Raw genomic sequence first — 24,655 nt, 5'->3', positions numbered from 1 at the left:
TCTTTGCGCCATGCAATTAAAGAACGACTTGCTCCTGCGGGCCGCCCTGGGGCAGCCTACTGAACGAACTCCTGTGTGGCTCATGCGTCAGGCAGGCCGCATTTTACCGGAATACCGCGCCGTGCGCGAACGTCTTTCCGGCTTCAAGGAACTGGTGGAAACCCCTGAGCTGGCCGCCGAGGTCACCATTCAGCCGGTGGATTTGCTGGACGTAGACGCCGCCATTATTTTCTCTGATATTCTGGTGGTGCCCGAAGCCATGGGTTGCACCTATGAAATGATTGAGAAACGCGGACCGCTTTTCCCCAATACCATCAAAACCGCCGCCGATGTAGAAAACGTGCGCGTAGCCGACCCTTACGAGCAACTGAACTACGTGCTGGAAGCCATTAAAGTCACCAAGCGGGAACTGAACGGCCGCGTGCCTTTGATTGGGTTTGCCGGTGCCCCGTGGACTATTTTCGCCTACATGGTGGAAGGCAGCGGCTCTAAAACGTTCTCCAAAGCCCGCAAAATGCTGTATGAGGCACCGGAGTTGTCGCACCAGTTGCTCCGTAAAATCACAGATACCACTATTGCGTACCTCAAAGCGCAGGTAGAAGCAGGAGCCAACCTCATCCAGATTTTCGATTCCTGGGCGGGCATTTTGCCTCCGGCGCACTACAAAGAATTCTCTTACCGCTATATCTCAGAGATTTGTCAGGCCATTCAAGGCGTACCAGTGACGGTTTTCGCCAAAGGTGCCTTCTTCTCGCTCGCAGATTTCGCCCAACTAGACTGCCAGGTCATTGGCTTGGACTGGAACATGGACGTGAAAGATGCCCGTGCTGCCGTTGGCCCAGACAAAACCTTGCAAGGAAACCTGGATCCGTGTGCGCTTTACAATGATTTTGCAGGTGTAAAACGCGAAACCATCAAAATGCTGGAAGCCTTCGGACCTAACCGCCACATTGCCAATCTAGGCCACGGCGTATACCCAGACACAGACCCGGAGAAGGTGAAATGCTTTATCCAGACGGTGAAGGAATACAGCCACCGATAGACTGTTTAAAGCCTCTTTTTGAGAAACCGATATAAAAACGGCCTCCTGTTCAATTGAACAGGAGGCCGTTTTTATTTTTGATGCAGCAAGCATTTATAGACTTGGGAACGCCGTTTTGAGGCTTTGCCTCACTGAAGTTACAAACTTCAGGCCATATTGGGTCCAAGTTGAAAACTTGAACCATGATAAAGGGTGAACGAATAGGTTCTAATTATCTGTTCTGTTCCAAGGCTAAATATACCATACCGCAAGTTTAGCGTTAGCGCAACTTGTGGTTCTCATTGTTGGCAAGTTTGCAACTTGCCTTCAGCCTCAGTCTACTAACTGCTTCACTACTGAAAAAAGACCCTAGCTAAAGTTATTTAAAGGCTGATTCTCTGAAAACAGCGCTGAAACGCCTTCATCTCAAACTTTCACTTCAAACGAAGCCAATTCACGTTGCAGCACGTTGGACTGTTGCGCTTCTAGTTGCAGTTGTTCTTTGTCAATGGGCACTACGCCTACGTGTTCGCAGACTAACCCGCCGCCTAAGTTTGACAATTCCGCGAGGGCAGGCAGTGGCAGGCCGGCAGCCAGGCTCAGGGCGGCAATGCTGACCACGGTGTCCCCGGCCCCGGAAACATCTGAGATGGTCCGGATGTAGGCATCCAGGTAGGTTCTGGTTTGGTCAGTAGCCTGGCAGAAGACTCCGCGTTCTGAGAGGGTGACTAGCACGTTCTCCAGTTTCATGGTTTCCTGCAATTGGTTCACGGCTGCTTCAAATGCCTCTAGATTAGCATCAGCGAAGTCTACTTTCAGGCCTTCTTTGAGTTCTTTCAGGTTGGGCTTAAAAAGCGTGCTGCCTTGGTAGGAAAGAAAATTCTTCTTCTTGGGGTCTACTACCGTGGGAATGCCGGCTGTTTTGGCTAGACTCAACAACTCGTCAATAACTTCGGCACTCAGCACCCCTTTGTCGTAATCCTCGAAGATAACTACGTGGGCAGTCTCTAACAGTGTCTCGAACCGTTGTACTAGCGCCTGCCGTTCAGTTGCGGATAGGTCTGTTTCTACTTCTGAATCTATCCGGAGTAATTGCTGTCCGCCGGAGATAATGCGCTGCTTGACGGTGGTAGGGCGTTCCGCACTCAGCACAATGCCTTCGGCCGTCTGGCCTTGTTCCTGGAGCAACTGAAGTAAGTCTTTGCCTTCTTGGTCATCGCCTACCACCGAGCAGAGCAACGGAGTGGCCCCCAGGCTTTGCACGTTCAGGGCTACGTTAGCGGCTCCGCCCAGGCGCTGCTCCATCTTGAGGCGGTTCACAATGGGAACCGGGGCCTCGGGCGACAGCCGGGTTGATTTTCCCCAGAGATAGGCGTCAATCATGACATCGCCTACCACCAACACCCGCAGTTGGCTGAAACGCTGAAACAGGGCAGAAATCGTGGGCTGAAGGGACATTCAGGAAAAGGTATGGTTGAAAACAAAACATTGGATAAAGCACCGGTTTTAGAGGTACTTTATCCAATGTAAGGCAAAAGTAGTAAGAAATCTTGAAACCCGTTTTTAGCTTAGTTTCGCCAAACTAGCTTTAATACGTTCCAAGGCTTCAATCAATTTAGCGTCTGAGGCGGCAAACGAGAACCTAATACACTGCGGTGCCCCGAAGGCTCCCCCCTCTACTAAGGATACGTGGGCATCATTGAGCAGGTACATGGCCAGATCGTTCGCATTCTCGATTTTGAGGTCTCCGGCAGATTTCCCGAAGAAAGCACTCACGTCTGGGAAGATGTAGAAAGCGCCCTGCGGTACGTAGGTCTTGATGCCGGGGATGTCATTCATCAGTCCTAACACCAGGTCACGGCGGCGCAGGTAAGATGCACTCATTTCCTCGGCAGAGGCTCTCCCGCCTTCCAACGCGGCTTGCGCAGCTTTTTGGGCAATGGAACAAGTACCGCTGGTAATCTGACTCTGCATTTTATCACAGGCATCGGCTATGCTTTTGTGGGCGGCAATGTAGCCCACGCGCCAGCCGGTCATGGCGTAGCCTTTGGAGAAACCGTTCACGGTAATGACGCGGTCTTTGATGGACTCAAAACGGGCCAGGCTGTAATGCTCCCCTGTAAAGTTGATGTACTCGTAGATTTCGTCAGCAATGACGTGTACTTGCGGGTGTTTTTCCAGAATGGCGGCAAAAGCAGCCAGTTCATCTTTGGTGAACACCGAACCCGTTGGGTTACACGGCGAAGAATACATCACCAGTTTGGTGTTGGGCGTTATAGCCTCTTCTAGTTGCTGGGCCGTGATTTTGAAGTCGTTCTCCAGCGAGCCGCGCACCGGCACCGGAATGCCCTCAGCCAGTTTCACTACTTCTTCGTAGCTCACCCAATAAGGAGAAATGATGATCACCTCGTCGCCGGGGTTTACCAGGCACATCACCGCATTGGCAATGGATTGTTTGGCTCCCGTAGACACCACAATGTTTTCAGGGCCGTACTCCAGGCCGTTGTCGCGGCGAAGTTTCTCCACGATGGCTTTGCGCAGTTCGGGATAGCCCGCCACCGGCGTATAGAAGGTATAGCCATCATCAATGGCTTTTTTGGCGGCGTCTTTGATGTACTGCGGGGTCTGGAAATCGGGTTCCCCGAAGCTTAAGTTGATCACATCTACTCCTTTGGCGGCCAGTTCACGGGCTTTTTTAGCCATGGCAATGGTCTGGGATTCGGCCAGGGAAGTAATGCGGTCTGATAATACGGTTTGTTCGGAAGTCATCATCTCTTGGGAAGACATATATAGTATGAGATCAAAAATAGCAGCTTTTGCCGTTTTTACAGCAAAGTAGAGGATGTTTCAATAATCCTGCACAATAATAGCAAAATGCTTAGTAAACTCGCGAAGATTCTACCAAACTCTCTTTCTTTAACGCAGGTGGTGGCTGCTCAGTACCTTACAAGCCCTAAACCGCTTACCTGCTTCTACTTGTCTGGCCAGAAAGGGTTTTGTTTTTCTAAGCAGATCTGCCCAGATTGGAGATATTACGCGCCAAGATAAGTAAGTCTGTATAAGGCGTATAGTCTTTGGCGTACACCACTTCCATTTGCCGCGCCGCTGCCGGACTGATGCGCTTGCCGGAGACTTTGTCAACGGGCGAGAGGATGGTGGGTTTGGCATCTGAGGCCGAGGTCGCTTTCAAGCCTACCCATTGGTACAGACCTACCAGGTTTCCCAAGCAATTTTTCAGAAACTGCTTCTTTCCTTTCATGCGCCAGATCAAAACCGGAGACAGCACCAGCAACACCGCACTTACTATTGAGTTCAGGATTATCTTGTTCCGGCGGTGATACGGGTTCAGCAGATTCACTTCAATGTGCAGGGCATAGTAATCGCCGCGGGCATCTTTAGACGAGGACCCGATAATGTAGGCGCTGTTTTCAGGCAGAATCTTGAATTCAACGGCACTGTTATGAATCTGCACCATCCACTCAATAATCTGTGAAACAGCTAGGTCTTTGCCGCAGAATATCAGCTCATTGATTTTGTAGATTTCAATCACTTCCTGCATCTGCTTTAAGTCGGCGGGGGTATGCTGCGGTTCCAGATGCGCCTGCGGCTCCGGGGCCCCAGCCTGGCGTAACAGGGAAGACGCCCGTTTCACTTCTTTGCCGCTGCCCACCACCGCAATGCGCTTCGCTTTGGGTTCGCCTAAGCGCCAATGGCCGTACTGCCGGAAATGCCAGCCTAAGCGCCAAAAGGCCATGCCTACTAAGCCAACCAGCACCGCCACCAATAAATGTTTTTTATTTGTTTCGCCTACAATGGCCACAATGCTGGAAAATGCCATGAGCAGAATACTGCCCCACAACATGCCTTTTACCAAGCGGTAAAGCCTAGAAGGCTTGTCATAGGCACCGCTGAAGAAGGCACTCCCCAACCAAACGCCCAGATAGGCCGCCCACATAGGTGATACGTCTAAGGGTAAAGGGTCTGGCACCACCTTCTCCCCCACCACTGCGCCCAAGGCCAGACACAGCCCATCCAGCAAAAACGGCGTCACGAACTGGAGTCCCCGGTACAGAATAGCCAATGCGGCCCGCAGGTAAATAGCCAGCCTGATGAGGTAGGAATACAGCCGGGCCTGCCCACTACTAAAGTGTTTCTCGGCAAACACCATCATGGCCCGGTAAAACATGAACACGTAGTTCACGCTGGTTTTGCGGGTGCTTTCGCCTTTGTAGTGGATGATGCGGGTCTCCGGAAAGTAGTACACCTCAAAACCGCCCTGCTTGATACGGTAAGAAAGGTCAATGTCTTCGCCGTACATGAAGAAGTTCTCGTCCAGCAAGCCTACTTTCGCCAAGGACTCGGTTCGCATGAACATAAAAGCCCCGGCCAGAATATCAATCTGGTGTACCTCATCTACCGGCAAGTGCCCCAGGTGGTAGCGGTTGAACACCGAAGAAGTAGGAAACATGGCAGACAGCCCGAACACCTTACAAAAAGCCACCCACGGCGTAGGCAGTCCGCGCTTGGATTCTGGAAGGAACTTACCGGCTCCGTCCATCATTTTCACGCCTAGCGCTCCGGCGTTTGGATGTGCCTCCATGAACTGGAAACACTTCAGAAAGGTGTCTTCCTCCACTACCGTGTCTGGGTTCAGGAGCAGCACATATTTGCCTTGAGACTGCCGGATGGCCTGGTTATTGGCTTTGGAAAAACCCAGGTTCTCCTGGTTGGCCAGCAGCATGACCTCGGGGAACCGCCGCTGCACCATCTCCACCGACCCGTCTACCGAGTTGTTGTCTACCACAAACACCTCTACCCGCAAACCCTTTACCGCTTTCCTGACAGAAAGCAAGCATTGCTCCAGAAAGTAGCTGACATTGTAATTGACAATAATGACGGAAAGGTCTTTCAAGCAGTACTAGGTGGGTGGAAGAAGTATGTGGGAAAGGTTTACGCTGGTAAGTTCAGAAAAGTACGACAAACATAAAAAAGCAGGAACATAAGTTCCTGCTCTGATCGCCATTTCTGGCCTGTTTTATATAAATAAGGCAATAAACCTAAATTTGGCTGTAAGCGGTTCTATCCAGAATACTGCGCCCCAAGGTAATCTCATCGGTGTACTCCAACTCGCCCCCCACCGGAATACCTCTGGCGATGCTTGAAATGCGGGCCGGATATTCCTTCAGTTTACGGGTAAGGTAAAAGGCGGTGGTATCGCCTTCCATGGTAGGGCTCAAGGCCAGAATGATTTCTTTCACCCCAGAATTAGGCAAACGCTCTACCAAAGACTGGATGTGCAAATCTGAAGGACCCACGCCCTCCAGCGGCGAAATGACGCCGCCCAGCACGTGGTACACGCCTTTGTATTGGGCCGTGTTCTCAATGGCAATCACATCTCGCATGTCACTGACCACGCACAGCAGAGCGCGGTCGCGGAGCGGGTTGGAACAGATGCTGCATACTTCCACATCTGAGATGTTGTGGCAGGTTTTGCAGTACCTGATGCCGGTGCGCATGCGTACCAGCGCCTCAGAAAGTTGTTTGGTATCTTCGGTTTCGGCTTTGAGCAGGTGCAACACCAGGCGCAGGGCAGTTTTCTTGCCTACACCGGGTAATTTGGCCAGCTCCTCCACCGCATTCTCAATCAGCTTAGAAGGGAAATTCATCCGTTAGTTCACAGGGTTAAACGATATCTGCTGAGATACCCCGGTCATGGATGGCGGTGCACATGATTTCCAGCTCGGTGAAGGTGCCCAGTTTTACGGTACACTTCCCTTTGTAGTGGATCAACATGGTACATTGCTCGGCCTGTTCCTGTGTGTGGCGGCAGACCTGCACCAGTGTATTAATCACGTGCTCAAACGTATTCACGTCATCGTTGTACACCACCAGCTCGCGCATGTCAGTGGTTTCCTCCAATAACAGCACGTCTTCCTGCTCCAGAATTTCAGTTAGAATGTCCATAACGCAAAATTAAGCAATTAACATGAGTTTAGGAAGTCTCCTCACCTGGGTCTCAGCAAAAGTAAAACAGTCAAAAAGCACCCCTTGTTCCTGAAAAATAGCTAGTTTAGCCTTATTTTTGATAGAAGAACCCCTACGCATGTGTACGCTTCCCCGCGTTTATTTTGCTGGTTTTTCTGTGCTTAATTTTAAAAACATGACCAAAAAACAAACTACGCTGGTAGCCCTTCTCTGGCTGTCGCTTCTGTCTTCCCTCACGGTATCTGCCCAACAGAAGCTCCTGACCATGGAAGATGCTTTCCGCAACCCAAGCCTCATTCCCGCCAACCTGCGCCAACTCACCTGGGTGCCCGGCACCAATGACTACAGTTACGTCAATGATAAAAGTGACCAGTTGCTGCGGGGCTCCGCAAGAGAAAGTGCCCGGCCTGTACTGACTGCCTCAGAAGTAAGTACTGCTCTGGCAAAAGTCGGGGGTGCTAATTTGACCGGCCTGAACGGGTTGGAATGGCTGAACGGCAACGAGCTTTTGATTAACCAACGCGGTAACTTGTTCCGGTTCAATGTCCAAACCAAGGTAGCCCAAGCCTTCTACAAACTGGATGCCGCCGCCGAGAATGTAGACTTTTCGCCTAACAAACAGCGCGCCGCCTTCACCAAAGCGCAGAACCTGTTCATTTCCCTGGCCGGGGCCGAAAACAAACAAATCACCCAGGAAACCAACCCGGCCATTGTGAACGGACAGGCGGCGCACCGCTCTGAGTTCGGGATTACGAAGGGCACGTTCTGGAGCCCCAGCGGCAACAGCCTGGCGTATTACCGCATGGATCAGACCATGGTCACCGACTATCCGCTGGTAGACATCAGCGCTGTTCCGGCTAAACTGAACAACATCAAATACCCCATGGCGGGCGGCAAAAGCCATCATGTAACCGTGGGCGTGTATAACGTGGCCTCGGGCAAAACCATTTTCCTGAAAACCGGCGAGCCCGCCGAGCAGTACCTCACCAACCTGACCTGGAGCCCCGACGAGAAATCCATTTACCTGGCCGTGGTGAATAGAGCTCAAAATCACATGTGGCTGAACCAGTACGATGCCGCCACCGGAGCCTTCGTGAAAACCTTGTTTGAGGAGCAGAACGAAAAATGGGTAGAGCCCGAGCACCCTATGTACTTCGTGCCCGGCAAACCCGACCAATTTGTCTGGATCAGCGAGCGCGATGGCTTCAATCACCTGTACCTCTATAACACCAACGGCCAACTCATCCGGCAACTCACCAAAGGCGAGTGGGTGGTGACAGATGTAGTGGGTTTTGACAAAAACGGCCGCGAAGTATACTACACCTCCACTGCCGAAAGCCCGCTGGAGCGCCACTTTTACGCCGCCGAACTCAGTACCGGGCGCACCGGAAGATTGACGCAAGGCAGCGGCGTGCACAACATCAGCTTCAGCCCCACCGGCCAGTACTTCATTGACAACTACAGCAGCCCCGTTACCCCGCGCACCATCCGTATTCTGGACACCGATGCCGGAAAAGTGGCCCGTACGTTGCTCGTAGCCCAGAACCCGTTGCAGGAATACAGCCTGGGTGAAACCACCCTTTTCCCCATCAAAGCCGAGGACGGTACCGACCTGTTCTGCCGCATGATTACGCCTCCTGGTTTTGACGAGAAGAAAAAGTACCCGGTGGTAGTCTACGTGTACGGCGGTCCGCACGCGCAAATGGTGACCAGCAGTTGGCTGGGCGGTTCTAACCTCTGGATGCAACTCATGGCCCAGAAAGGTTACATCGTGTTCACATTAGACAACCGCGGCTCCGCCGATAGAGGCCGCTCCTTTGAGCAAGCCATCTTCCGGCAAGCCGGCGTAGCCGAAGTAAGCGACCAGATGAAAGGCGTAGACTACCTGAAAAACCTACCCAACGTAGACGCGAACCGTCTGGGCGTGCACGGCTGGAGCTACGGCGGGTTCATGACTACTTCGCTCATGCTCAAACAACCCGGTGTCTTCAAAGTAGGCGTTGCCGGTGGCCCCGTGATTGACTGGCGTCTCTACGAAATCATGTACACCGAACGCTACATGGATACCCCGCAGGAAAACCCGCAAGGCTACGAACAAGCCAATTTACTGAACCATGTCAAAAACCTCAAAGGCAAACTGCTCATGATTCACGGCACCGTAGATGACGTAGTGGTGTGGCAGCACAGCCAAGCCTTCCTGAAAAAAGCCGTAGATGAAGGCGTGTTGCTGGACTACTTTGTGTACCCAGGCCACCCGCACAACGTGGGCGGCAAAGACCGGGTGCACCTGTATAAGAAAGTGACGGAGTACTTTGATGAGCACTTGAAATAAGAAACGTTTAGCGTCTGTTTTGCGGAAAACGGGCTTAAAGTAGAAAGGCGCTTCTATCATAGAAGCGCCTTTCTGTTTACAGAGCAATTTCTATCTTTGGAAAACACTTCCACTCTCTCCTCTGCATGAAAAAATTTCTACTCGCCTTATTGATTTTGGTCTCCAGTATTGCTTCGGCTCAAGTACTTGCTCCTGAAAACCGGATCGTTGTCTTAGGACAAGCTACTGTTGAGGCTCCGGCTGACCGGGTAGCTTTCAGCATCTATCTTTCCTCTAAAGACTCAGTGAACCTTGACAAAGTATATGAGAAGCACAGACGGTTAGAAGGGAAGTTGGTCAGCATTCTTAAAGAATTGAATATACCTTCTAACAGCGTTCATTACACTCTTCTATCAGTGGGCAAACAGCCAGATTACTCAGAAGACAATAAAAAACCAATCTGGTATTTTGAGGGCAGCCAAGAAGTCTTTTTTACCATTGACTCACTACGTAGATTTCAGGCAATTCAGGACCGTTTAATTAGAGAAGGATTTATCTCCTTTAGCAGTCATTTCAAATCTACCAAGGAGGAAACGATAAAAAAGGAGCTGCTAACAAAAGGTATTGAGGTAGCAAAAGAAAAGCTGAGATTTTAGCCAAAGCCTCTAACCGGAAAATCTGGCGAATTGTGAAAGTATCTGACACAGATGAAAACGATCCTGTCTTCAGCAACTTCCCAAGCAGCACGGTTTACGCAGATGTTGCTTCAGCTCCTGCGAGTGAAGGATCACTAATAGAAATTCCGCAGACTGTTTCTTTTGCCACTACTATAAAGGTTGTATTTGAGCTTAGGTAATAGGTTCTTTTTCATTCTTCTCCTACATCTTTTGATTAAGCAAATTCCTATTTTCGGCCACCTGACTACTAAACAAACTACCTATGTTCAAACGAATCCACTTCTGGGCTCTTCCGCTCAGTCTGGCACTTGCCACAGCATGCCAGTCCAGCAATAGCAAGAAAGAAGCCGCCACATCTGTTTCAGAAGCTTCCGGCAATTTGACGGAGGAAAGTTATAGCCAGTATGTAACCGCTTTGGCGGCAGATGACATGGAAGGTCGGAAGCCGTTCACCAACGGCGAGAAAAAGACGCTGGCGTACCTGGAAAAAGAAGCCAGAGCGCTGGGCCTGGAACCCGGAAATGGCGACAGCTTTTTGCAGGAAGTGCCCATGGTGGAAATCACCTCTTCGCCCGCCCCTACCATGACCGTGAAAGGCAAGCAAGCCATAGAGCTGAAAGGCTTAGAAGATTACGTGATTTGGGCGCGGCGCACAGAAGAGAATGTGACCATCAAAGACAGTGAACTGGTGTTTGCCGGTTTCGGGATAGTGGCCCCGGAGTACAAGTGGAACGACTATGCCGGGCTCAATGTGAAAGACAAAGTAGTGGTGGTACTGGTGAGCGACCCGGGGTTTTATTCTTCAGACACTACGTTATTCAAAGGCCGCACCATGACCTATTACGGCCGCTGGACTTACAAACTGGAGGAAGCGGCCCGCCAAGGAGCCAAAGGTTGTCTGATTGTGCACGCCACCGAACCGGCGGGCTACGGCTTTCAGGTAGTGCAGAACAACTGGAACACCTCTAAATTTTACCTGGCTTCTGAAGGCAAGCAGACGTATCACTGCGCCATGGAAGGCTGGATTACCACGCCCATTGCGGAGAAACTATTCACTGCCGCCGGCAAGAATTTCCAGACGGAACTGCAACGGGCCGCCAAGCCGGGGTTCAAAGGGAGTCCGTTGGGCTTGACCGTGAGCACTTCGCTCAAAGCCAAAATCAGGAATGACAAGTCGTACAACTTCATCGCCAAAATCACCGGCAGCCAACGTCCCGACGAGGCCATTGTGTACTCCGCGCACTGGGACCACCTGGGCATCGGCAAAAAGAACGCCCAGAATGATAGCATTTACAACGGCGCCGCCGATAACGCCAGTGGAACCGCGGGTTTGCTGGCCGTAGCCAAGGCGTTCAAGACCCAGGCACAAAAGCCAGACAGAACCATCGTGTTTCTTTCGGTGACGGCGGAGGAACAAGGACTGCTGGGCTCGGCGCACTACGCGCAGAACCCTGTCTTCCCGAAGGAGAAAACTGTAGCCAACCTAAACATGGACATGCTCAACCCGTTCGGAAAGACCAAAGACATTGTGCTCATTGGCATGGGTCAGTCTGAACTGGAAGAGATACTGGCCGAGGAAGCCCAAAAAGGAGGCCGCTACATTGCCAGAGACCCCAATCCCGAGGCCGGTTTGTACTACCGTTCAGATCACTTCAACTTCGCCAAGACCGGGGTGCCCGCCCTGTTCACCGGCATGGGCACAGACCACGTGGAACTCGGCAAAGCCGAAGGCAAAAAACTGCTGGACAACTTCACCGCCAACGTCTACCACAAACCCAACGACGAGGTAAACGACGCCTTCAAAATGGACGGCGCGGTCGCCGATTTAACGTTGCTGTACCAAGTGGGCAACCGCCTGGCCAACTCAGAAGTTTGGCCCCAATGGAAAACCGGCTCTGAATTCAAAGCCGCACGCGATAAATACATGAAGTAACAGAAACCCTTTTCCACTTGTTTTCGCCAAAACAGGCAGAAAACGTTCAAGAGAGGCTGCTTCCTTTCAAAGGAGGCAGCGTCTCTTTTTTGCAAAGTCCAGTCCGGTTCAAGGCCCGTATACACAACTGCACTAAACTTCAGGAATCATGTGGTGGATATACGCTCTTCTCTCAGCAGTATTTGCGGCTTTAACGGCCATTTTCGCCAAAGTTGGTATAAAAGGAGTAGACTCAGATTTGGCAACAGCCATCAGAACGGTCATTATTCTGGGGTTGGCCTGGTCTATTGTCTTGGTGAAGGGAAGCCATGTTACCATAACGGCGCTCTCCAAAACCAACTGGTCGTTCCTGCTTCTGTCTGGCGTGGCTACGGGCCTTTCCTGGATTTTCTACTTCAAGGCGCTGCAACTGGGTAAAGTATCCCAGGTAGCACCCGTAGACAAAGCCAGCGTAGCCATCGCCATTGTGCTGTCTGTGGTTTTCCTGGGCGAAGTCCTGACCTTTAAAACTGCTTTGGGTGCATGCCTCATCATTGCAGGTACCCTAGTCCTGATAGCCTGACGCCTTTGGTTGGGTTCTCGGCATAAAACCGTAATTTTGAAAGCCCTAAGGTTGCACAACATGCTCTAATTCCTGATTCTCTTTTCTTACTTCTTAATTACAACAATGCCCGTTCCCTCCGCTGATTTTAAGCAGGCGTTGAAAAATCTAACCGAAAAAGAAAAGGAAGCCCTTATTCTCAGGTTAGTCCGCAAAGATGCGGAAGCCTATGACACGCTGGCGTTTGAATTGCTGGAGGACGTCACGCTGGAATCACTTTTTGAGCGGAGTTCAGAGGCAATCCATGATATTCTGTTCACCGTGTCTGGCCGTTCCCTGAGCAAAGCTTTAAACCGAGGCTTGAAAAAAGCCACGCAGGAAATTGCCCGTTTCCAGCGCATCACCAAAGACCGGAAAGGTGAAATTGAACTCCACCTTTATCTATTGAACCTCATCTTTGAAAACTTCACGGGTCAGTTTGATAGCATCTACAAAGGGTTTTACGTGGCCACCGCCCGGTTGGTGCTGCGCACCATGACCCTCATCAAAAAACACCTGCATGAAGATTACCACCTGGAGTACCAGGAAAAACTGAACGCCTTCCTAACAGATTTGAACGGCCGCAGCAAACGCCGGCAACTATCATTTAACCTGCCCATGCAATTTGACGTGGACTGATATGCAAGCCCCTTTTCTGCCCTGTTTTCCGGAAATTTGCCTTAAAATAGCACCCCTACATGCTGGTCCTCTATGGCGCGGAAGTTACTTCCGTGCCTTTATGAAACGTTGCATGAAAGTCACGGAAGCAACTTCCGCGCCATAGAAGCATCCTGAATCTGCTGCTGTTTAAGCACTGTTTCTTCCAAAGCAGCTTCCAAACACCATAAAACTCTTCCCTTCTTCCGCGCCAAACTTAGATACGTATTTTTCCTAAACCTGACACGGCGGTTCACGTTCATAAAAGTTCATAAACCAAAACCAAACGTATGTCAAGTAACGATAAACAAAAAGTAGTGCAAGTTCTGAAGGAACTAAACGAATTTGTCCATGATGGCCTGGAAGGCTACGAGCGTGCCGCCAGAGAAAGCACTGATTCCCTTCGGCAAGATGCGTACCGCCGTTTTTCACAGCAACGCCTGGCTTTTGCAAATGAACTGAACCAAATCATTCAAAACCACGGCGGCAGCCCCGAGCGTGATACTACTGCCAAAGGCAAACTTTACCGCCAATGGATGGATTTCAAAGCCACTATTTCGGGCAGCAATGAGGAAGCTATTTTAGGTTCTTGCATTTACGGCGAAGAATGGGCCCAGAAAGCGTACCGCGATGCCCTGGACCATGAACTGCCTGCCGAAGTACGCGGCACTATCTTACGCCAGCGCGAAGCTTCAACCGATGTCCTGACCTATCTGCACCAACTTTGGGAAGCTGCCGGGTATGAAGAATCTGCCCCAACCGGCCTCACCGCCGCTACTGCTGTTACAGGCAGCCCTAAGACAGTCTGGAGAACTGCTTTGTATGTGGCCGCTGGAGCCGCTGGCGCAGCCCTCATTTACGGTCTGGTGACCAAAAGAATTCCAACTGGTCGGTTAATCTCCAGCGTCAGAAACATCTCGCAAGGCATTTTAGGTGCGCTTAGCGAACGTACCGGCAACTCCGGAAATACTGGCAACAACAGAGGCTAGAAAGAAAATCAATAACAAAAAAAAAACGGCGGACATTGTCCGCCGTTTTTCCCATCCTATAACACATTCACTACAACTTAATTCTCTTTAAAATCTGAAACCAACAGAGCCTTTAAAGCCGTGGTTGTAAGATTTATAACTGGAGTTGGCGTCTATGGTGGTGAAGCCCATGTCATAGCTGCCGCCTATGTTCAACCCATTCTGGAACTGGTATCCGGCTCCCGCCGACATGCCCAGGTCTACTTTGCGCTGGCTGTTCTGCCACTCAAAATCATTGTCATACGCATTGAACCCGAAGGCTCCGGCTTTCACGTTCACCTTGTTAGAAAGCAGGAACGATACCTGCGGACCGGCAAACAGATTGAATCCTTCGCCTATGTATACTTTGGCCAGCAACGGAATATCAATGTATTCTGCTTTGTTGGTAAGGGTTACTTTGGCATTGGCAAATTCTGCCGCATTACCGGGCACGCGTCCTTCCAAGACCATCCCTTTCTGTGAGTATTGAATGCCGGGCTCAAACTCCAACCCGGTACCCACAGGTATGCTCAGATAAGCACCCGCATGAAAGCCCTGGCGCATTCTGGTCTGCACACTTCCGTTGGTGTACTCCAGTAAATCTCCGAAGCTCTTCACTGTTTCGCCTTGCCAACCGGTTACGCTGTAACCGCCTTTGATTCCTACTCTTACACCGCCACCATTTTGGGCCGATGCTTTGTGGAGCAGCCCTGCCAACAGAACTACCACTATTAGTAATGTCTTTTTCATGTCACTTGTGTTTTTCAGCTTGTAGCCCTTTACCAGACTTGTACCTGCCTAAATGGAAAAACCGTGCCAAAAACACTTTCCTCTGGATTGACTAGAAGTAGACATCAGATGAAAAACGCATTAACCTATTGATTATCAATGCGATTAATTTATCATAAAGTAGTAAATACCTGTAAGGATGAATCGCACTAAACCAGAAAGGCCCCAACTTTTAGAAGTTGGGGCCTTTCTGGTTTAGTGCGTTATGTATTCTATAATTTGCTGAGTTTTACATCTTCCCAGTATCCCATGACCTTGTCATGAGGGCCTACCAGAATGTCTACCCGGTCTTTGATGCGGTGGTGCATGGCATCTCTTACTACATAAACACCGTCTAACTGCGGGGAAATTCCTTCTACTTTTACAGAGTCACCGTACGAAATCTTGCCTCCCCAGCGTGACAACAGATTTCTGGAAAGGGCTAGCCAGCGGTGTTGCATCGGGTTTTTCTCGTTGATCTTAGAACCGTCGGCGGTGATGAGCGGGTCTTCGTCTGTTTGCTCCTCTACCGGGAAGTATACCGAGGCATCTACCTCCAACTCAATTTCAGGTTTAGCGGGAGCCGCCACAACCGTAGGCCGGTGCTCCAGCACTGGCATGGCTGGGGCTGGCGTAGTTGACCCGCTTAGTTCTTTCAGAAACGGGAGCGTAATTAAAAGAAGTAGTCCATACGTTTGATTCTTAACCATGCTTTCGTCTTTGGTGAAACATCGTTTTAGGTACTACATCTTAAACGGTTTATATTTTATAGGGTTTTAAACATAAAAATTGTACAATTACATTGAATTAGGCCTTTCTTGCACATTATGTGCCAAATCATGGCCTATTTAATTTAAACCGTATACATACTGATTGTTCTATGAATCCGTTGTAGGTACATTTTCATCAAAAGAGTCAAAAAACCCCACTTATGTTAAGTAAGACTCACCTAGATAGGAGACTTGAATTTATCTTGAGGGTCATCTGAATTGCCGCAGCTCCCTATCTGTGTCTCTATTTCAAAGGCGGTTTTCTGAAAACAGGTTAGAAACAACTCAATACGGGTTATCCCGAACTCCGGCGAAGGTTGCTCCAGAGCAGACTATTGCACATGATGGCTGTGAAAGGAAATTGCAACGCAGATTAGCCTTAGGATTACCAAGTACGAAAGCTATTTGATTCCATAGAGATGATCTGCGGCCGCATCTTTGAAACGGGAATCAGAGAGACAGGCCAATTGGTAATGCTCTCTGGCTTTTACCAGGTCCTGAAAACAATCTGTGTAGAGCACAGAAAGATTAAAATGCACACTTGCGTTGGCAGGGTCAAGGGCCAGGGCTGTTTGGTAGTGTTGCTTCGCCTTTTCTGGTTCCTGACAGTGATTCATGAAAAGATTCGCCAGGTTGCAATGGGCGATGAGATTGGCGGGATTAATTTCCAGTGCCTTCTCATAATGCCTTCTGGCCTTTTCTGGCTCATTGAAATGCTTCTTTAGAAGAAGGGCTAAGTTAGTATGTGCATCTGCGTCCTGGGGGTCTAATTCCAGGGCACGTTCATAGTGCTGCCGGGCTAGCGCTGGTTCCTGGAAATGGTCTTTCAGTAAAGTAGCCAAGTTTAGATGGGCTAAGGCATAGCCAGGATTTAAGGCTACCGCTTGCTCATAATGTTTTCTGGCTTGGGGGTAGTCTTGATGATGCTGGGCCAAAAGGAACGCCAGATTGTTGTGGGCAAATGCATAGTCTGGATCAATCTCCAACGCACGCTCATAGTGGCTCTTTGCTTTCTCGATTTCCTGGAAATAGGGATTAGCGAGGAGTATCCCCAGGTTGTTATGCGCCCCGGCATGACCAAGGTCTATCTCCAAAACCTTCTCGTAGTGCTTTCTGGCTAACTCTGGTTCCCCGAAAAAATCACCAACTAACAGATCTGCCAGGTTCTGGTGGGCACCCACGTGTTGGGGTGCACTGGCTAAAGCGCTTTCATAGTGCTCTCTAGCCTGTACCGGCTGCTGGAAGTGATTAGCCAACAGAATACCCAGGTTGCTGTGCGCATCTGCATAAGTAGGAAGTAACTGAAGGGCTTGTTCATAGTGTTTTCTGGCAAGTTCGTATTCCTGGGTATCACCTGTATCTTTGGTAAGGTCCGCCAGAAGCAGCGCCAGGTTGTAATGAGCCGTCGCGTGGTCTGGGTATAAGCAGATTATCTTTTCATACGTCTGTCTTGCTTTCCTGTACTTCTTCTCCTCCGTAGCTATCATGGCTTTGGTGAACAAGACGTACTTGTTGTTGGGAAATTCCAGAGCCAATTCATCAAGGGCAATCTCCTTTTCTTCAATGCCGTTGAGTTTGGTAATCTGGATACATCTTTCCAGCATTCCCTCAGAAGCAAAACCAATAAACTTGAAAATAGCTTTGTAGGAAGTCTTTTTTGCTTCCTCCCAAGGCAGGCAAAGCGTGTCTTTCAGTTCCGTCAGGAAGCTGTCAACGGTATCTCTGATCCTTTGGTAATGCTCCAGATCTTCATGGATACCAGAAACAGTGTTTTGGTTGGTGAGGGGTTGTATGCTTTCCTGAAGTTTATTTAGTTCCTCTTGCCAAAAGTGGACGTATTTTGCCCTTTCCTGCGGTTTTACAATTCTGGCATCTTCAACCAGTATTGGCAGTACTTTCTCTTTGAAAGAAGGCTCGTTAAAAAGCTCCAGCGCCTCATACATGCAATTTCCAGACTCCAGGTACCCTTTGCTGATAAGCAACAGAACATAATCACAGGTATCTATGCGTTGCATGAATGCCTTGATATTCTGTTTAAACTCCAGATCCCGTATGTCTCTGATGAGTTTGATACCTACCGTTTCCCAATCTTTGTCAATGGTGTCTGCGATATCTTTGTTCTTCCAGCTATAGGAAATAAAAATCTGGGGCTGCATGGCTGTTGAAGATTAGTTGTAACATGATAAACAGAAGGAGAGATTCACCCCAACGGGGCAGCAGACGTGTTCCACTATGGGTCATGCCGTCAGCCTTTCAGCGCCTTCATTGCACACCCGTAAATGACCTGGTTTTCAAAAATCTCTGCTTATCAGACACTGGAGACCGCACTTAGAAAAGCATGTGCAATCTCTGCTTTGGTAATATCAGAGTGGCCCATGATCAGGCCATCGGCCCGAAGGTTGTATAACTTACCGGGTTGAAAATGGTAGGTGAAATTGACCGGACTAAGGGGGATGGTATTTACTGCCTCAGGGGTATGTTGGGCTCCGTTGCGGCCTATGCCACCAAACAGGCTTTCTGCATCACCAAAAGTAGCGGCATCATCGCCTGAGAGTTTAGAGGCAACGGGATAAGCCTTGCCTACGGCGGTGTCTTTTACGCTGTGGGTGATGAGGATGGGTCCTTTGACTTTCTGCTCAGAAACCACCTTCCGGAAGAAGCCGTCCCGGTTTCCGTCAAAGTTTTCGGCGAAGCCATTATGGGAGAAAGCGGCCTGGAGCAAGGTCATGGAGGCTGGCAGAATAGGCTTCCCTCCGGCAGGTCCTAAGCCCAAGGCTGTCACCAATCTTCCACCGAAGCTATGCCCCACTAAGTGGATATTCATTGTCGGTTTAACTTCCCTCACTTGCGCCAGAACCTGGTACGCGCCGGTACGCCCCACCAGCCCGGCCCGCTCCTTCATCTGGTAATAGGTAGTGAAATTAAGCACTTTCCTAACGGCAGATTTGATGCCGCCAATGGGGTCAAAACCGGCGGCTTCCCCTTCGGGCTGAAAGGTAAGGCCGGGCTCAAAACCGGCGGCCCCGCCCATATCTTCCCCCGAGGGCAAGGGTACGTCTGGTCTGCTGAGTTTATCCAGCAATTCGTCTACAGGCATCTGGAAGAACGCATCTGAATTGTCATCTGAATGGGTTTCCTGCTTCTGGGGCAGAGATCTGATCAGATCCACCAATTCGGCGGCAGCGGCTTCATCATCTTCCTCCATCCTGCTCACCAGCTGTTTCGCCTGCTCCAGGCGGGCATCTGCCTCCGGAAGATCAAAGACGCCTTTCAATGCCTCTAATTCCTGCTGCAACTCATCTTCTTCGCTCAAGGTCAGCCCGAAATCAGCGGCACCGCTGGGAATCAAATCTTCATCGGCGAACTTCTTGGAAGGCCACAGAATACCCAGCACGGCAAACTTTCGGGAAGCAAGATTAGGAAACAGCCCTCTGTCCATTTCTCGGCGCATTTCGGCAAAAAACCTTTTATACAAATCCTGCGCTTCTTGCATGTCATTGTTCCACCCGTGACTAATCACGACCAAGTCTGAAATATCAGTTGCTTTGAGGTAGTCCAGCAACTGCCTGACAGCTCCAGAATCATGGGCTGCTCCTTGTTTATTGAACTGCACCTCAAAGTAAGGAAAGTTAGAAAGTAGGTTCATAGGCGTTATGATTAAACAGATTGAATGGCACGCATCAAATCGACGAGCCCGTGACCCTGGAAATATTTCTCCCGCTTCAGGTCTGTGGCGGTAGACAGGAAGATGTCTTTCACGGCTTCCGGCTTGCCAATAAACTCCCGCCTAACAGACAAAAAGGCGGCAATAACCCCAGACACATGCGGCGCGGCCATGCTGGTACCGCTGCTTTCACGGTAATAACCCGGCTCCTGCTTTACTTCTGCATCGGGGTTATCTCTGACTGGTTCATTGATGCCGGGCTCTGCCTTTACCCCGGCTTTTTTGGCTCTGCGCTGCGCGGAGTCACAGGAAATAATCTTCTCGCCGGGAGCCACCAAATCGGGCTTGAGTCTGCCGTCGCCAGTGGGGCCTTTGGAGGAAAAGTAGGAGACGCCGTAGACGTGGGGCATCTCGCGGTGGGTAGACCCTACCGTAATAGCCAGATCAGCATTGCCGGGGTCATTGATGGTCAAATCCATACCGGCCGTAACGGCGTTTTTCTTGCCTTGCGCTTGGATAAAGCCGTATCCGGTATTACCCGCCGCCACCACCACCACCACCCCAGATTTCACCAGCCGGTCTACTTCCACGCAGAGGGGGCTCTGCCCGCAGGCAAACCATTCAGGGTCGAATTCATAACCCACGCTCATGTTCACGCCCTGTATCCTGACGCGCCTACCGTAGCCATTTATTTCCTGAATCCATTGAATGGCCGCAATCAGGTTACTGGTCTGTCCTTTGCCATCTTTGTCCAGTACTTTCAGGCTCACCAGTTTGCACCGGGGGGCCACCCCACTAATGCCCGGCTCCAGCTCAATCTCCTCACTGAAAACCTTCTGGCTTTCGTCGCGGTGCAGGGTGGTGGCAATAAGATTTTGAGTAGATGTCTTTTTCAGTTCCCCGGCAATAATGCCAGCCACGTGCGTTCCGTGACCAAACTCATCTTCCAGGGGTTTTTCATTTTCACTGATGGTGAGATCAACGTCTCTGGAAGGATCTCCCTCTACCGTAAGATCAGTGCTCAAGACGGTAAAATCACGGTGCTGGAGAGGATCTGGCGTTGGGGGAAGTTTCAGGTTTTGGTGTAGTTTGAAATGGGGGTGCTGCCCATCTATGCCTGAATCCATGACGGCCCAGTAAATGTCATTCCCCAACGCGGCAAAAGCGTTACGGGCGGCATCTGCCTTCACCGTAGAAACCGATTTGGTGGTTAATTTCCTGATCTCGAAGTCTGGCCACACGTGGTAAATAGCCTGTAACCCAAATGATGTCTCCCGAGATACTTCTGGACGCGTATTTTCGCTTTTATCTCTCCTGACAAGTTCTTTGATTACCCCTTCCTCCAGAACTGCGAAAACGTACTGTTGACTGTACTTCGTTTTCACAAGATTCACTCCCTGGCTGGCCTTGGATTTCTTAACGAAGGTGGGGCTTTTCAGGATATCATAGATCAGCCGCTGCACCTGCCGTTTCGCCTCTTCCCGCCCGGCGTGATAGAGCAAGTTCACGTCAATGATAATGGGATATACCGGGGCGTCTCCGTTTGTGGCTTCTTTCTTCTTACCCTGCCTTTTTTTGTCTTTTTTGAACGCATTAAAAAGAGGCACCGCTATGACCGACTTTTCCATAATAATGGGCGTAAAATCGGCTTCGTCTGGGTCACTTCCTTCTATGTCCAGCATAGAAGCCGCAGAACTGGGCACATCAGATCCCTCCCTTTTGCCCCTATTCTCTGCATCCGTAGTTTCTGCTTTTTTAGAGGACCTGCCTCCTTTCTGCTCGTACTTAGCCATAACTTTCTTACACACAAAGAATTAGTCATGGAAGATAATTTATATTTATAACTTATCCAATTTTAAATATGGGATTTTGAAGAAATTTCTCGTATAATGTTGAATGTCTTAGAACAGCAGTTTTTAAGCTTCTTTCGCGAAAACACTATGAAAGCAAGCGGGTTATTCATAGGAATATTTTCTTCCGCAAAACAACGCTGTATACTTGACACAACCTTGCTTCTCAGACTTTCATGGGGCAAGAATTACCAGGGAAAATTCTATGCATTGCGAGTGTCAGATTATGTGCCCCCATTCACTTACTTTCGTATCTAGTGGATAGTAAGAAAATATAGTACTCAGTAATTAATAGGGATTTAACGCCAGTTTCACCAATACATTTTGGAAAAAGATCTGAACGCCGCAGTATGGGGAAGGCTGGCCTACCATTCCCATGATTTTCTCTGTACCACAGACAGAGAGGGAGTTATCTTACATGTCAACGATGCCAGTACGTGTTTTTTGGGTTATAGCGGCGAGGAATTGAAAGGCCGCCGTTTTGTAGAGTTTCTTCATCCAGAAGATCTGGCCACCTCAGAAAATGCCCTGTCTGCCCTAACGGGTCCCTCCCCCTGGATCAATTTTGAGAACCGGATTATCCATAAATCTGGGCATACAGTGTATGTACTGTGGTCTGTGACGTGGTCACAGGAAGATGAGGTAATCTACGCCATTGGGCGGGATATGACCGAGCAGAAAGAGAGCAGAAGGAAGTTGGAGGAAAGCGAGCAGCGGTACAGAGCTCTGTTTGAGAATAACCCAGATGTCATTTACCTGGAAAACAAGGAAGGCATAGTGACCGAAGTGAACCAAAGCCTCTGCCAGGTGCTGGGCATTAAAAGGGAGGACGCCATCAACCAACACCCCGCCGCTTTTCTGCCTCCTGAAATGATTTCTAAAGCCCAGGAAGCTTTCAAAGAGGCCCTGTCTGGCAAAACGGTGAACTTCCAAAAGGAAGTAGCAGGCTGGAAAACCTTTGATGTGGTGAAGTTTACGGTGAAGGTAAACGGCGAGATTACAGGGGTGCAGACGGTGGCTAAAGACATTACCCCCACCATACGGGCGTATGAAACCATACAGCAGCAAGCCAAAAAGTTAAACACCATCCTAGAAAGCATCACAGACGCTTTTCTGACCGTTGACCGGGACTGGCGCATCACCTACCTCAACAGCGAAGCCGAAAGACTACTGCCCTTTGACCGTACCAAGCACATTGGGGTAAGCATCTGGGACATTTTCCCCGAAGAAGTTGAGCAGGAATCTTACATCCAGTATCACCGTGCTTTTGAAAAGGGAAAGACCGTTACGTTTCTCACCTTCCTGTCAGGACATGGCAAGTGGTTCCAGGTGAAAGCTTACCCCTCAGAAGAAGGGCTCTCCATTTATTTTGCAGACGTCAGCGAGCAGATAAAAGCCCAGCAAGAATTGGAGAAACTGTCTGTGGTGGCCAGCAAAACCAAAAGTAGCATTATCATTACAGACCGGGAAGATACCATTGAGTGGGTCAATGAAAGTTTCACCAAAATTACCGGCTACACATTTTCTGAAGCTGTGGGGAAAAAGCCCCTGGAACTTCTCAGAAGGGTGAACCCCAACCACCCGGTTTCCCGGCAGTTTGTGGAAAACCTGAAGCAAACAGCACCTTACAAGAAGGAGATAAGAGTCTATAACAAATTTGGGGCTGAAAAGTGGCTGGAGATAGAAGTAACTCCTATTCTGGATGAACAAGGCGAACTCTTAGGGCGCATCAGAATTCAGACAGATGTGACCGCCAGAATAGAGGCGCAGCGGCAGGTAGAAACCCTTTCCCTAGTGGCCAGCAAAACCAATAACAGTGTCATTATCTGTGACCAGAAGTGGGGAATAGAATGGGTAAACGAAGGCTTCACGAGGCTCTTTGGCTATACCTTGGCAGAAGCGACCGGAAAAAGGCCCATGGACCTCTTGCATAGCCATAACACCGATTTCACAAACATTTCCCCTTTAGAAGCCAATTTAGAAAAAGGAGAGATTATCTCTTTTCAGGTGCTGAATGTGAGAAAAAACGGAGAAGAAGTGTGGCTCTCTGTAGACATCACCCCAGTGTATAATACCATAGATGAGGTAGTGCGGTACATCATTGTGCAGACCGACATCACAGACCTCAAGAACTCTGAACTGGACCTGGCCAAACTTGCTAAGGAGCTTTACCAACAGAACGCCGATCTGGCCCAGTTCACCTACATTGTGTCGCACAACTTGCGGGCTCCCGTTGCCAATGTCATGGGCCTGACCGACTTACTGCTGACTTCTGACAAAAGCTCTGACAGGTTTGATCAGTCCCTCACCTACCTTCGGCAAAGCGTTTACCGGCTAGATGTCATTTTAAAGGACATAAACACCATCCTGAGCATCAAAGACGGGCGGGGAGCCTTGGAACGGGAACAGGTAGACCTTAACGGAATACTGAAGCAAGCCTTGTCGCAGTTCAAGGAGCCTCTGCAGACCCTAGGGGCCAGCGTCACGGTTGAAGTGGCCGAAGGTGTTTCCATACAGGCCAACCGGGCTTACCTATACAGTATCTTCTACAATCTGCTGTCAAACGCCATCAAGTACAAAGCCGAAGATAGAAGATTGGAACTGCACATCTCTTGCCAGGAGCATTTACCAGCGGACCTTCTGCTCTCCTTCTCAGACAATGGTTCGGGCTTTGATTCTAAAAGGGAGGAGAAAAACCTCTTCAAGCTTTACAAACGCTTCCACACAGAGCAGGAAGGGCGAGGCATTGGGCTCTACTTAGTCAAAAACCATGTAGAAGCCATGGGCGGGCAGATTGAGGTAGATAGCCAGGTAGACAAAGGCACCACTTTCCTGATCAGGTTACCTAAAACGTAAGAAACACGTCTCTTCCGGCTGGCGCACGAGGCAAGCAGACCCGCACTAACAATTTCGCCAGCAAGCCGTTTACGGAATAGCTTATTTATTCCATAAACGAAGAAACTATGTTTGATCAGATAGTAGGTCTTGTGAAACAGCAGTTGGGCAATAACCCGCAGGTTGCCGCTGCTATACCAGCCGGCCAGGCAGATGCCGTACACACCGAAATTGCCCACCAGATAACCCACGGCTTAGCCGGACAAGCCGCAACCCAAGGCGGCATAGGCGGTTTGCTCTCCATGTTGCAGGGAGGCATGTCAGGTGGAAGTCCTGCTACGTCTGCTATTGTGGGTAGCGTGGTCAGCAGTTTGGGAAGCAAGTTTGGCTTACCTCCGGCGGCCACCGGTGCCATAGCCGCCGCCCTGCCCGGCTTGTTGCAGAACTTCGCCCATAAAGCCGCTGACCCTAATGACCATAGCATCACCCCAGACAATATCGCGTCGTCACTCTCCAAATTAGGCGGAGGTGGCTTAGGCAACTTAGGTGGTTTGGGTGGTCTATTCAAATAAACCTGGCAAAGAAGAATATCTGGTA

The 24,655-nt window shown here is 49.9% G+C and carries 19 protein-coding genes; 9 read left to right on the top strand and 10 right to left on the bottom strand.

The window, feature by feature from the left end:
• Positions 1 to 10 precede the first annotated feature (10 nt).
• Positions 11 to 1,042 (top strand): uroporphyrinogen decarboxylase, encoded by a 1,032-nt coding sequence (gene hemE / locus ACY0JR_RS06025; RefSeq protein ID WP_462633042.1) that lies wholly within the window; start codon positions 11 to 13, stop codon positions 1,040 to 1,042.
• Between the two features lie 405 nt (positions 1,043 to 1,447).
• Here hemE and ACY0JR_RS06020 read toward each other — a convergent pair whose 3' ends face one another.
• The 5 genes from ACY0JR_RS06020 to ACY0JR_RS06000 all read right to left on the bottom strand — a co-directional run bounded on the left by ACY0JR_RS06020 (position 1,448) and on the right by ACY0JR_RS06000 (position 6,985).
• The gene (locus tag ACY0JR_RS06020) at positions 1,448 to 2,479 is read right to left on the bottom strand and encodes a bifunctional heptose 7-phosphate kinase/heptose 1-phosphate adenyltransferase (protein WP_462633041.1); all 1,032 of its coding nucleotides are present in this window, start codon (positions 2,477 to 2,479) and stop codon (positions 1,448 to 1,450) included.
• Positions 2,480 to 2,584: 105 nt separating this feature from the next.
• Complete coding sequence (locus tag ACY0JR_RS06015; RefSeq protein WP_462633040.1) at positions 2,585 to 3,793, bottom strand: pyridoxal phosphate-dependent aminotransferase; 1,209 nt, start codon at positions 3,791 to 3,793, stop codon at positions 2,585 to 2,587.
• A gap of 232 nt (positions 3,794 to 4,025) precedes the next feature.
• Entirely contained in the window at positions 4,026 to 5,933 is a 1,908-nt protein-coding gene (locus tag ACY0JR_RS06010; RefSeq protein ID WP_462633039.1) for a glycosyltransferase, read from the bottom strand.
• 145 nt (positions 5,934 to 6,078) lie between these two features.
• Positions 6,079 to 6,687: a recombination mediator RecR gene (gene recR / locus ACY0JR_RS06005; protein ID WP_462633038.1), complete on the bottom strand. Its 609-nt coding sequence runs from the start codon at positions 6,685 to 6,687 to the stop codon at positions 6,079 to 6,081.
• A gap of 16 nt (positions 6,688 to 6,703) precedes the next feature.
• A complete protein-coding gene (locus ACY0JR_RS06000; RefSeq protein WP_186642124.1) occupies positions 6,704 to 6,985 on the bottom strand; it encodes an ATP-dependent Clp protease adaptor ClpS in 282 nt (93 codons plus the stop codon).
• Between the two features lie 196 nt (positions 6,986 to 7,181).
• Here ACY0JR_RS06000 and ACY0JR_RS05995 point away from each other — a divergent pair, with 196 nt between their 5' ends.
• The 6 genes from ACY0JR_RS05995 to ACY0JR_RS05970 all read left to right on the top strand — a co-directional run bounded on the left by ACY0JR_RS05995 (position 7,182) and on the right by ACY0JR_RS05970 (position 14,153).
• Positions 7,182 to 9,338 (top strand): S9 family peptidase, encoded by a 2,157-nt coding sequence (locus ACY0JR_RS05995; RefSeq protein ID WP_462633037.1) that lies wholly within the window; start codon positions 7,182 to 7,184, stop codon positions 9,336 to 9,338.
• A gap of 125 nt (positions 9,339 to 9,463) precedes the next feature.
• Positions 9,464 to 9,973 (top strand): SIMPL domain-containing protein, encoded by a 510-nt coding sequence (locus ACY0JR_RS05990; RefSeq protein WP_462633036.1) that lies wholly within the window; start codon positions 9,464 to 9,466, stop codon positions 9,971 to 9,973.
• A 283-nt stretch (positions 9,974 to 10,256) separates the two neighbouring features.
• Positions 10,257 to 11,927 (top strand): M28 family metallopeptidase, encoded by a 1,671-nt coding sequence (locus ACY0JR_RS05985; RefSeq protein ID WP_462633035.1) that lies wholly within the window; start codon positions 10,257 to 10,259, stop codon positions 11,925 to 11,927.
• A 148-nt stretch (positions 11,928 to 12,075) separates the two neighbouring features.
• Positions 12,076 to 12,489, top strand: coding sequence for an EamA family transporter (locus ACY0JR_RS05980; RefSeq protein ID WP_462633034.1), 414 nt, complete (start codon positions 12,076 to 12,078; stop codon positions 12,487 to 12,489).
• 105 nt (positions 12,490 to 12,594) lie between these two features.
• Positions 12,595 to 13,146 carry a hypothetical protein gene (locus ACY0JR_RS05975; protein WP_462633033.1) on the top strand — a complete coding sequence of 184 codons (552 nt, stop codon included), beginning with the start codon at positions 12,595 to 12,597 and terminating at the stop codon, positions 13,144 to 13,146.
• 308 nt (positions 13,147 to 13,454) lie between these two features.
• The gene (locus ACY0JR_RS05970; RefSeq protein WP_462633032.1) at positions 13,455 to 14,153 is read left to right on the top strand and encodes a ferritin-like domain-containing protein; all 699 of its coding nucleotides are present in this window, start codon (positions 13,455 to 13,457) and stop codon (positions 14,151 to 14,153) included.
• 87 nt (positions 14,154 to 14,240) lie between these two features.
• Here the strand turns inward: ACY0JR_RS05970 and ACY0JR_RS05965 are convergent, their stop codons facing one another.
• From ACY0JR_RS05965 to ACY0JR_RS05945, 5 genes are all read right to left on the bottom strand, one after another.
• A complete protein-coding gene (locus ACY0JR_RS05965) occupies positions 14,241 to 14,921 on the bottom strand; it encodes a porin family protein (RefSeq protein WP_462633031.1) in 681 nt (226 codons plus the stop codon).
• Positions 14,922 to 15,172: 251 nt separating this feature from the next.
• On the bottom strand, positions 15,173 to 15,649 hold the full coding sequence (locus ACY0JR_RS05960; RefSeq protein ID WP_462633030.1) for a hypothetical protein: 477 nt from the start codon (positions 15,647 to 15,649) through the stop codon (positions 15,173 to 15,175).
• Between the two features lie 461 nt (positions 15,650 to 16,110).
• Complete coding sequence (locus ACY0JR_RS05955) at positions 16,111 to 17,865, bottom strand: tetratricopeptide repeat protein (protein ID WP_462633029.1); 1,755 nt, start codon at positions 17,863 to 17,865, stop codon at positions 16,111 to 16,113.
• Positions 17,866 to 18,017: 152 nt separating this feature from the next.
• Entirely contained in the window at positions 18,018 to 19,355 is a 1,338-nt protein-coding gene (locus tag ACY0JR_RS05950; RefSeq protein WP_462633028.1) for a hypothetical protein, read from the bottom strand.
• Between the two features lie 11 nt (positions 19,356 to 19,366).
• Entirely contained in the window at positions 19,367 to 21,166 is a 1,800-nt protein-coding gene (locus ACY0JR_RS05945; protein ID WP_462633027.1) for a S8 family peptidase, read from the bottom strand.
• A 381-nt stretch (positions 21,167 to 21,547) separates the two neighbouring features.
• Between ACY0JR_RS05945 and ACY0JR_RS05940 the strand changes: the two genes are divergently transcribed.
• Both ACY0JR_RS05940 and ACY0JR_RS05935 read left to right on the top strand, forming a co-directional pair.
• The gene (locus ACY0JR_RS05940) at positions 21,548 to 24,079 is read left to right on the top strand and encodes a PAS domain-containing sensor histidine kinase (protein WP_462633026.1); all 2,532 of its coding nucleotides are present in this window, start codon (positions 21,548 to 21,550) and stop codon (positions 24,077 to 24,079) included.
• Between the two features lie 107 nt (positions 24,080 to 24,186).
• The gene (locus ACY0JR_RS05935; protein ID WP_462633025.1) at positions 24,187 to 24,630 is read left to right on the top strand and encodes a DUF937 domain-containing protein; all 444 of its coding nucleotides are present in this window, start codon (positions 24,187 to 24,189) and stop codon (positions 24,628 to 24,630) included.
• Positions 24,631 to 24,655: the final 25 nt, after the last annotated feature.

This window comes from Rufibacter sp. JT3400010, from assembly GCF_054956755.1.
The sequence above is the reverse complement of the archived record's forward strand: the minus strand, read 5'-3'. Positions and strand labels throughout refer to the sequence as shown.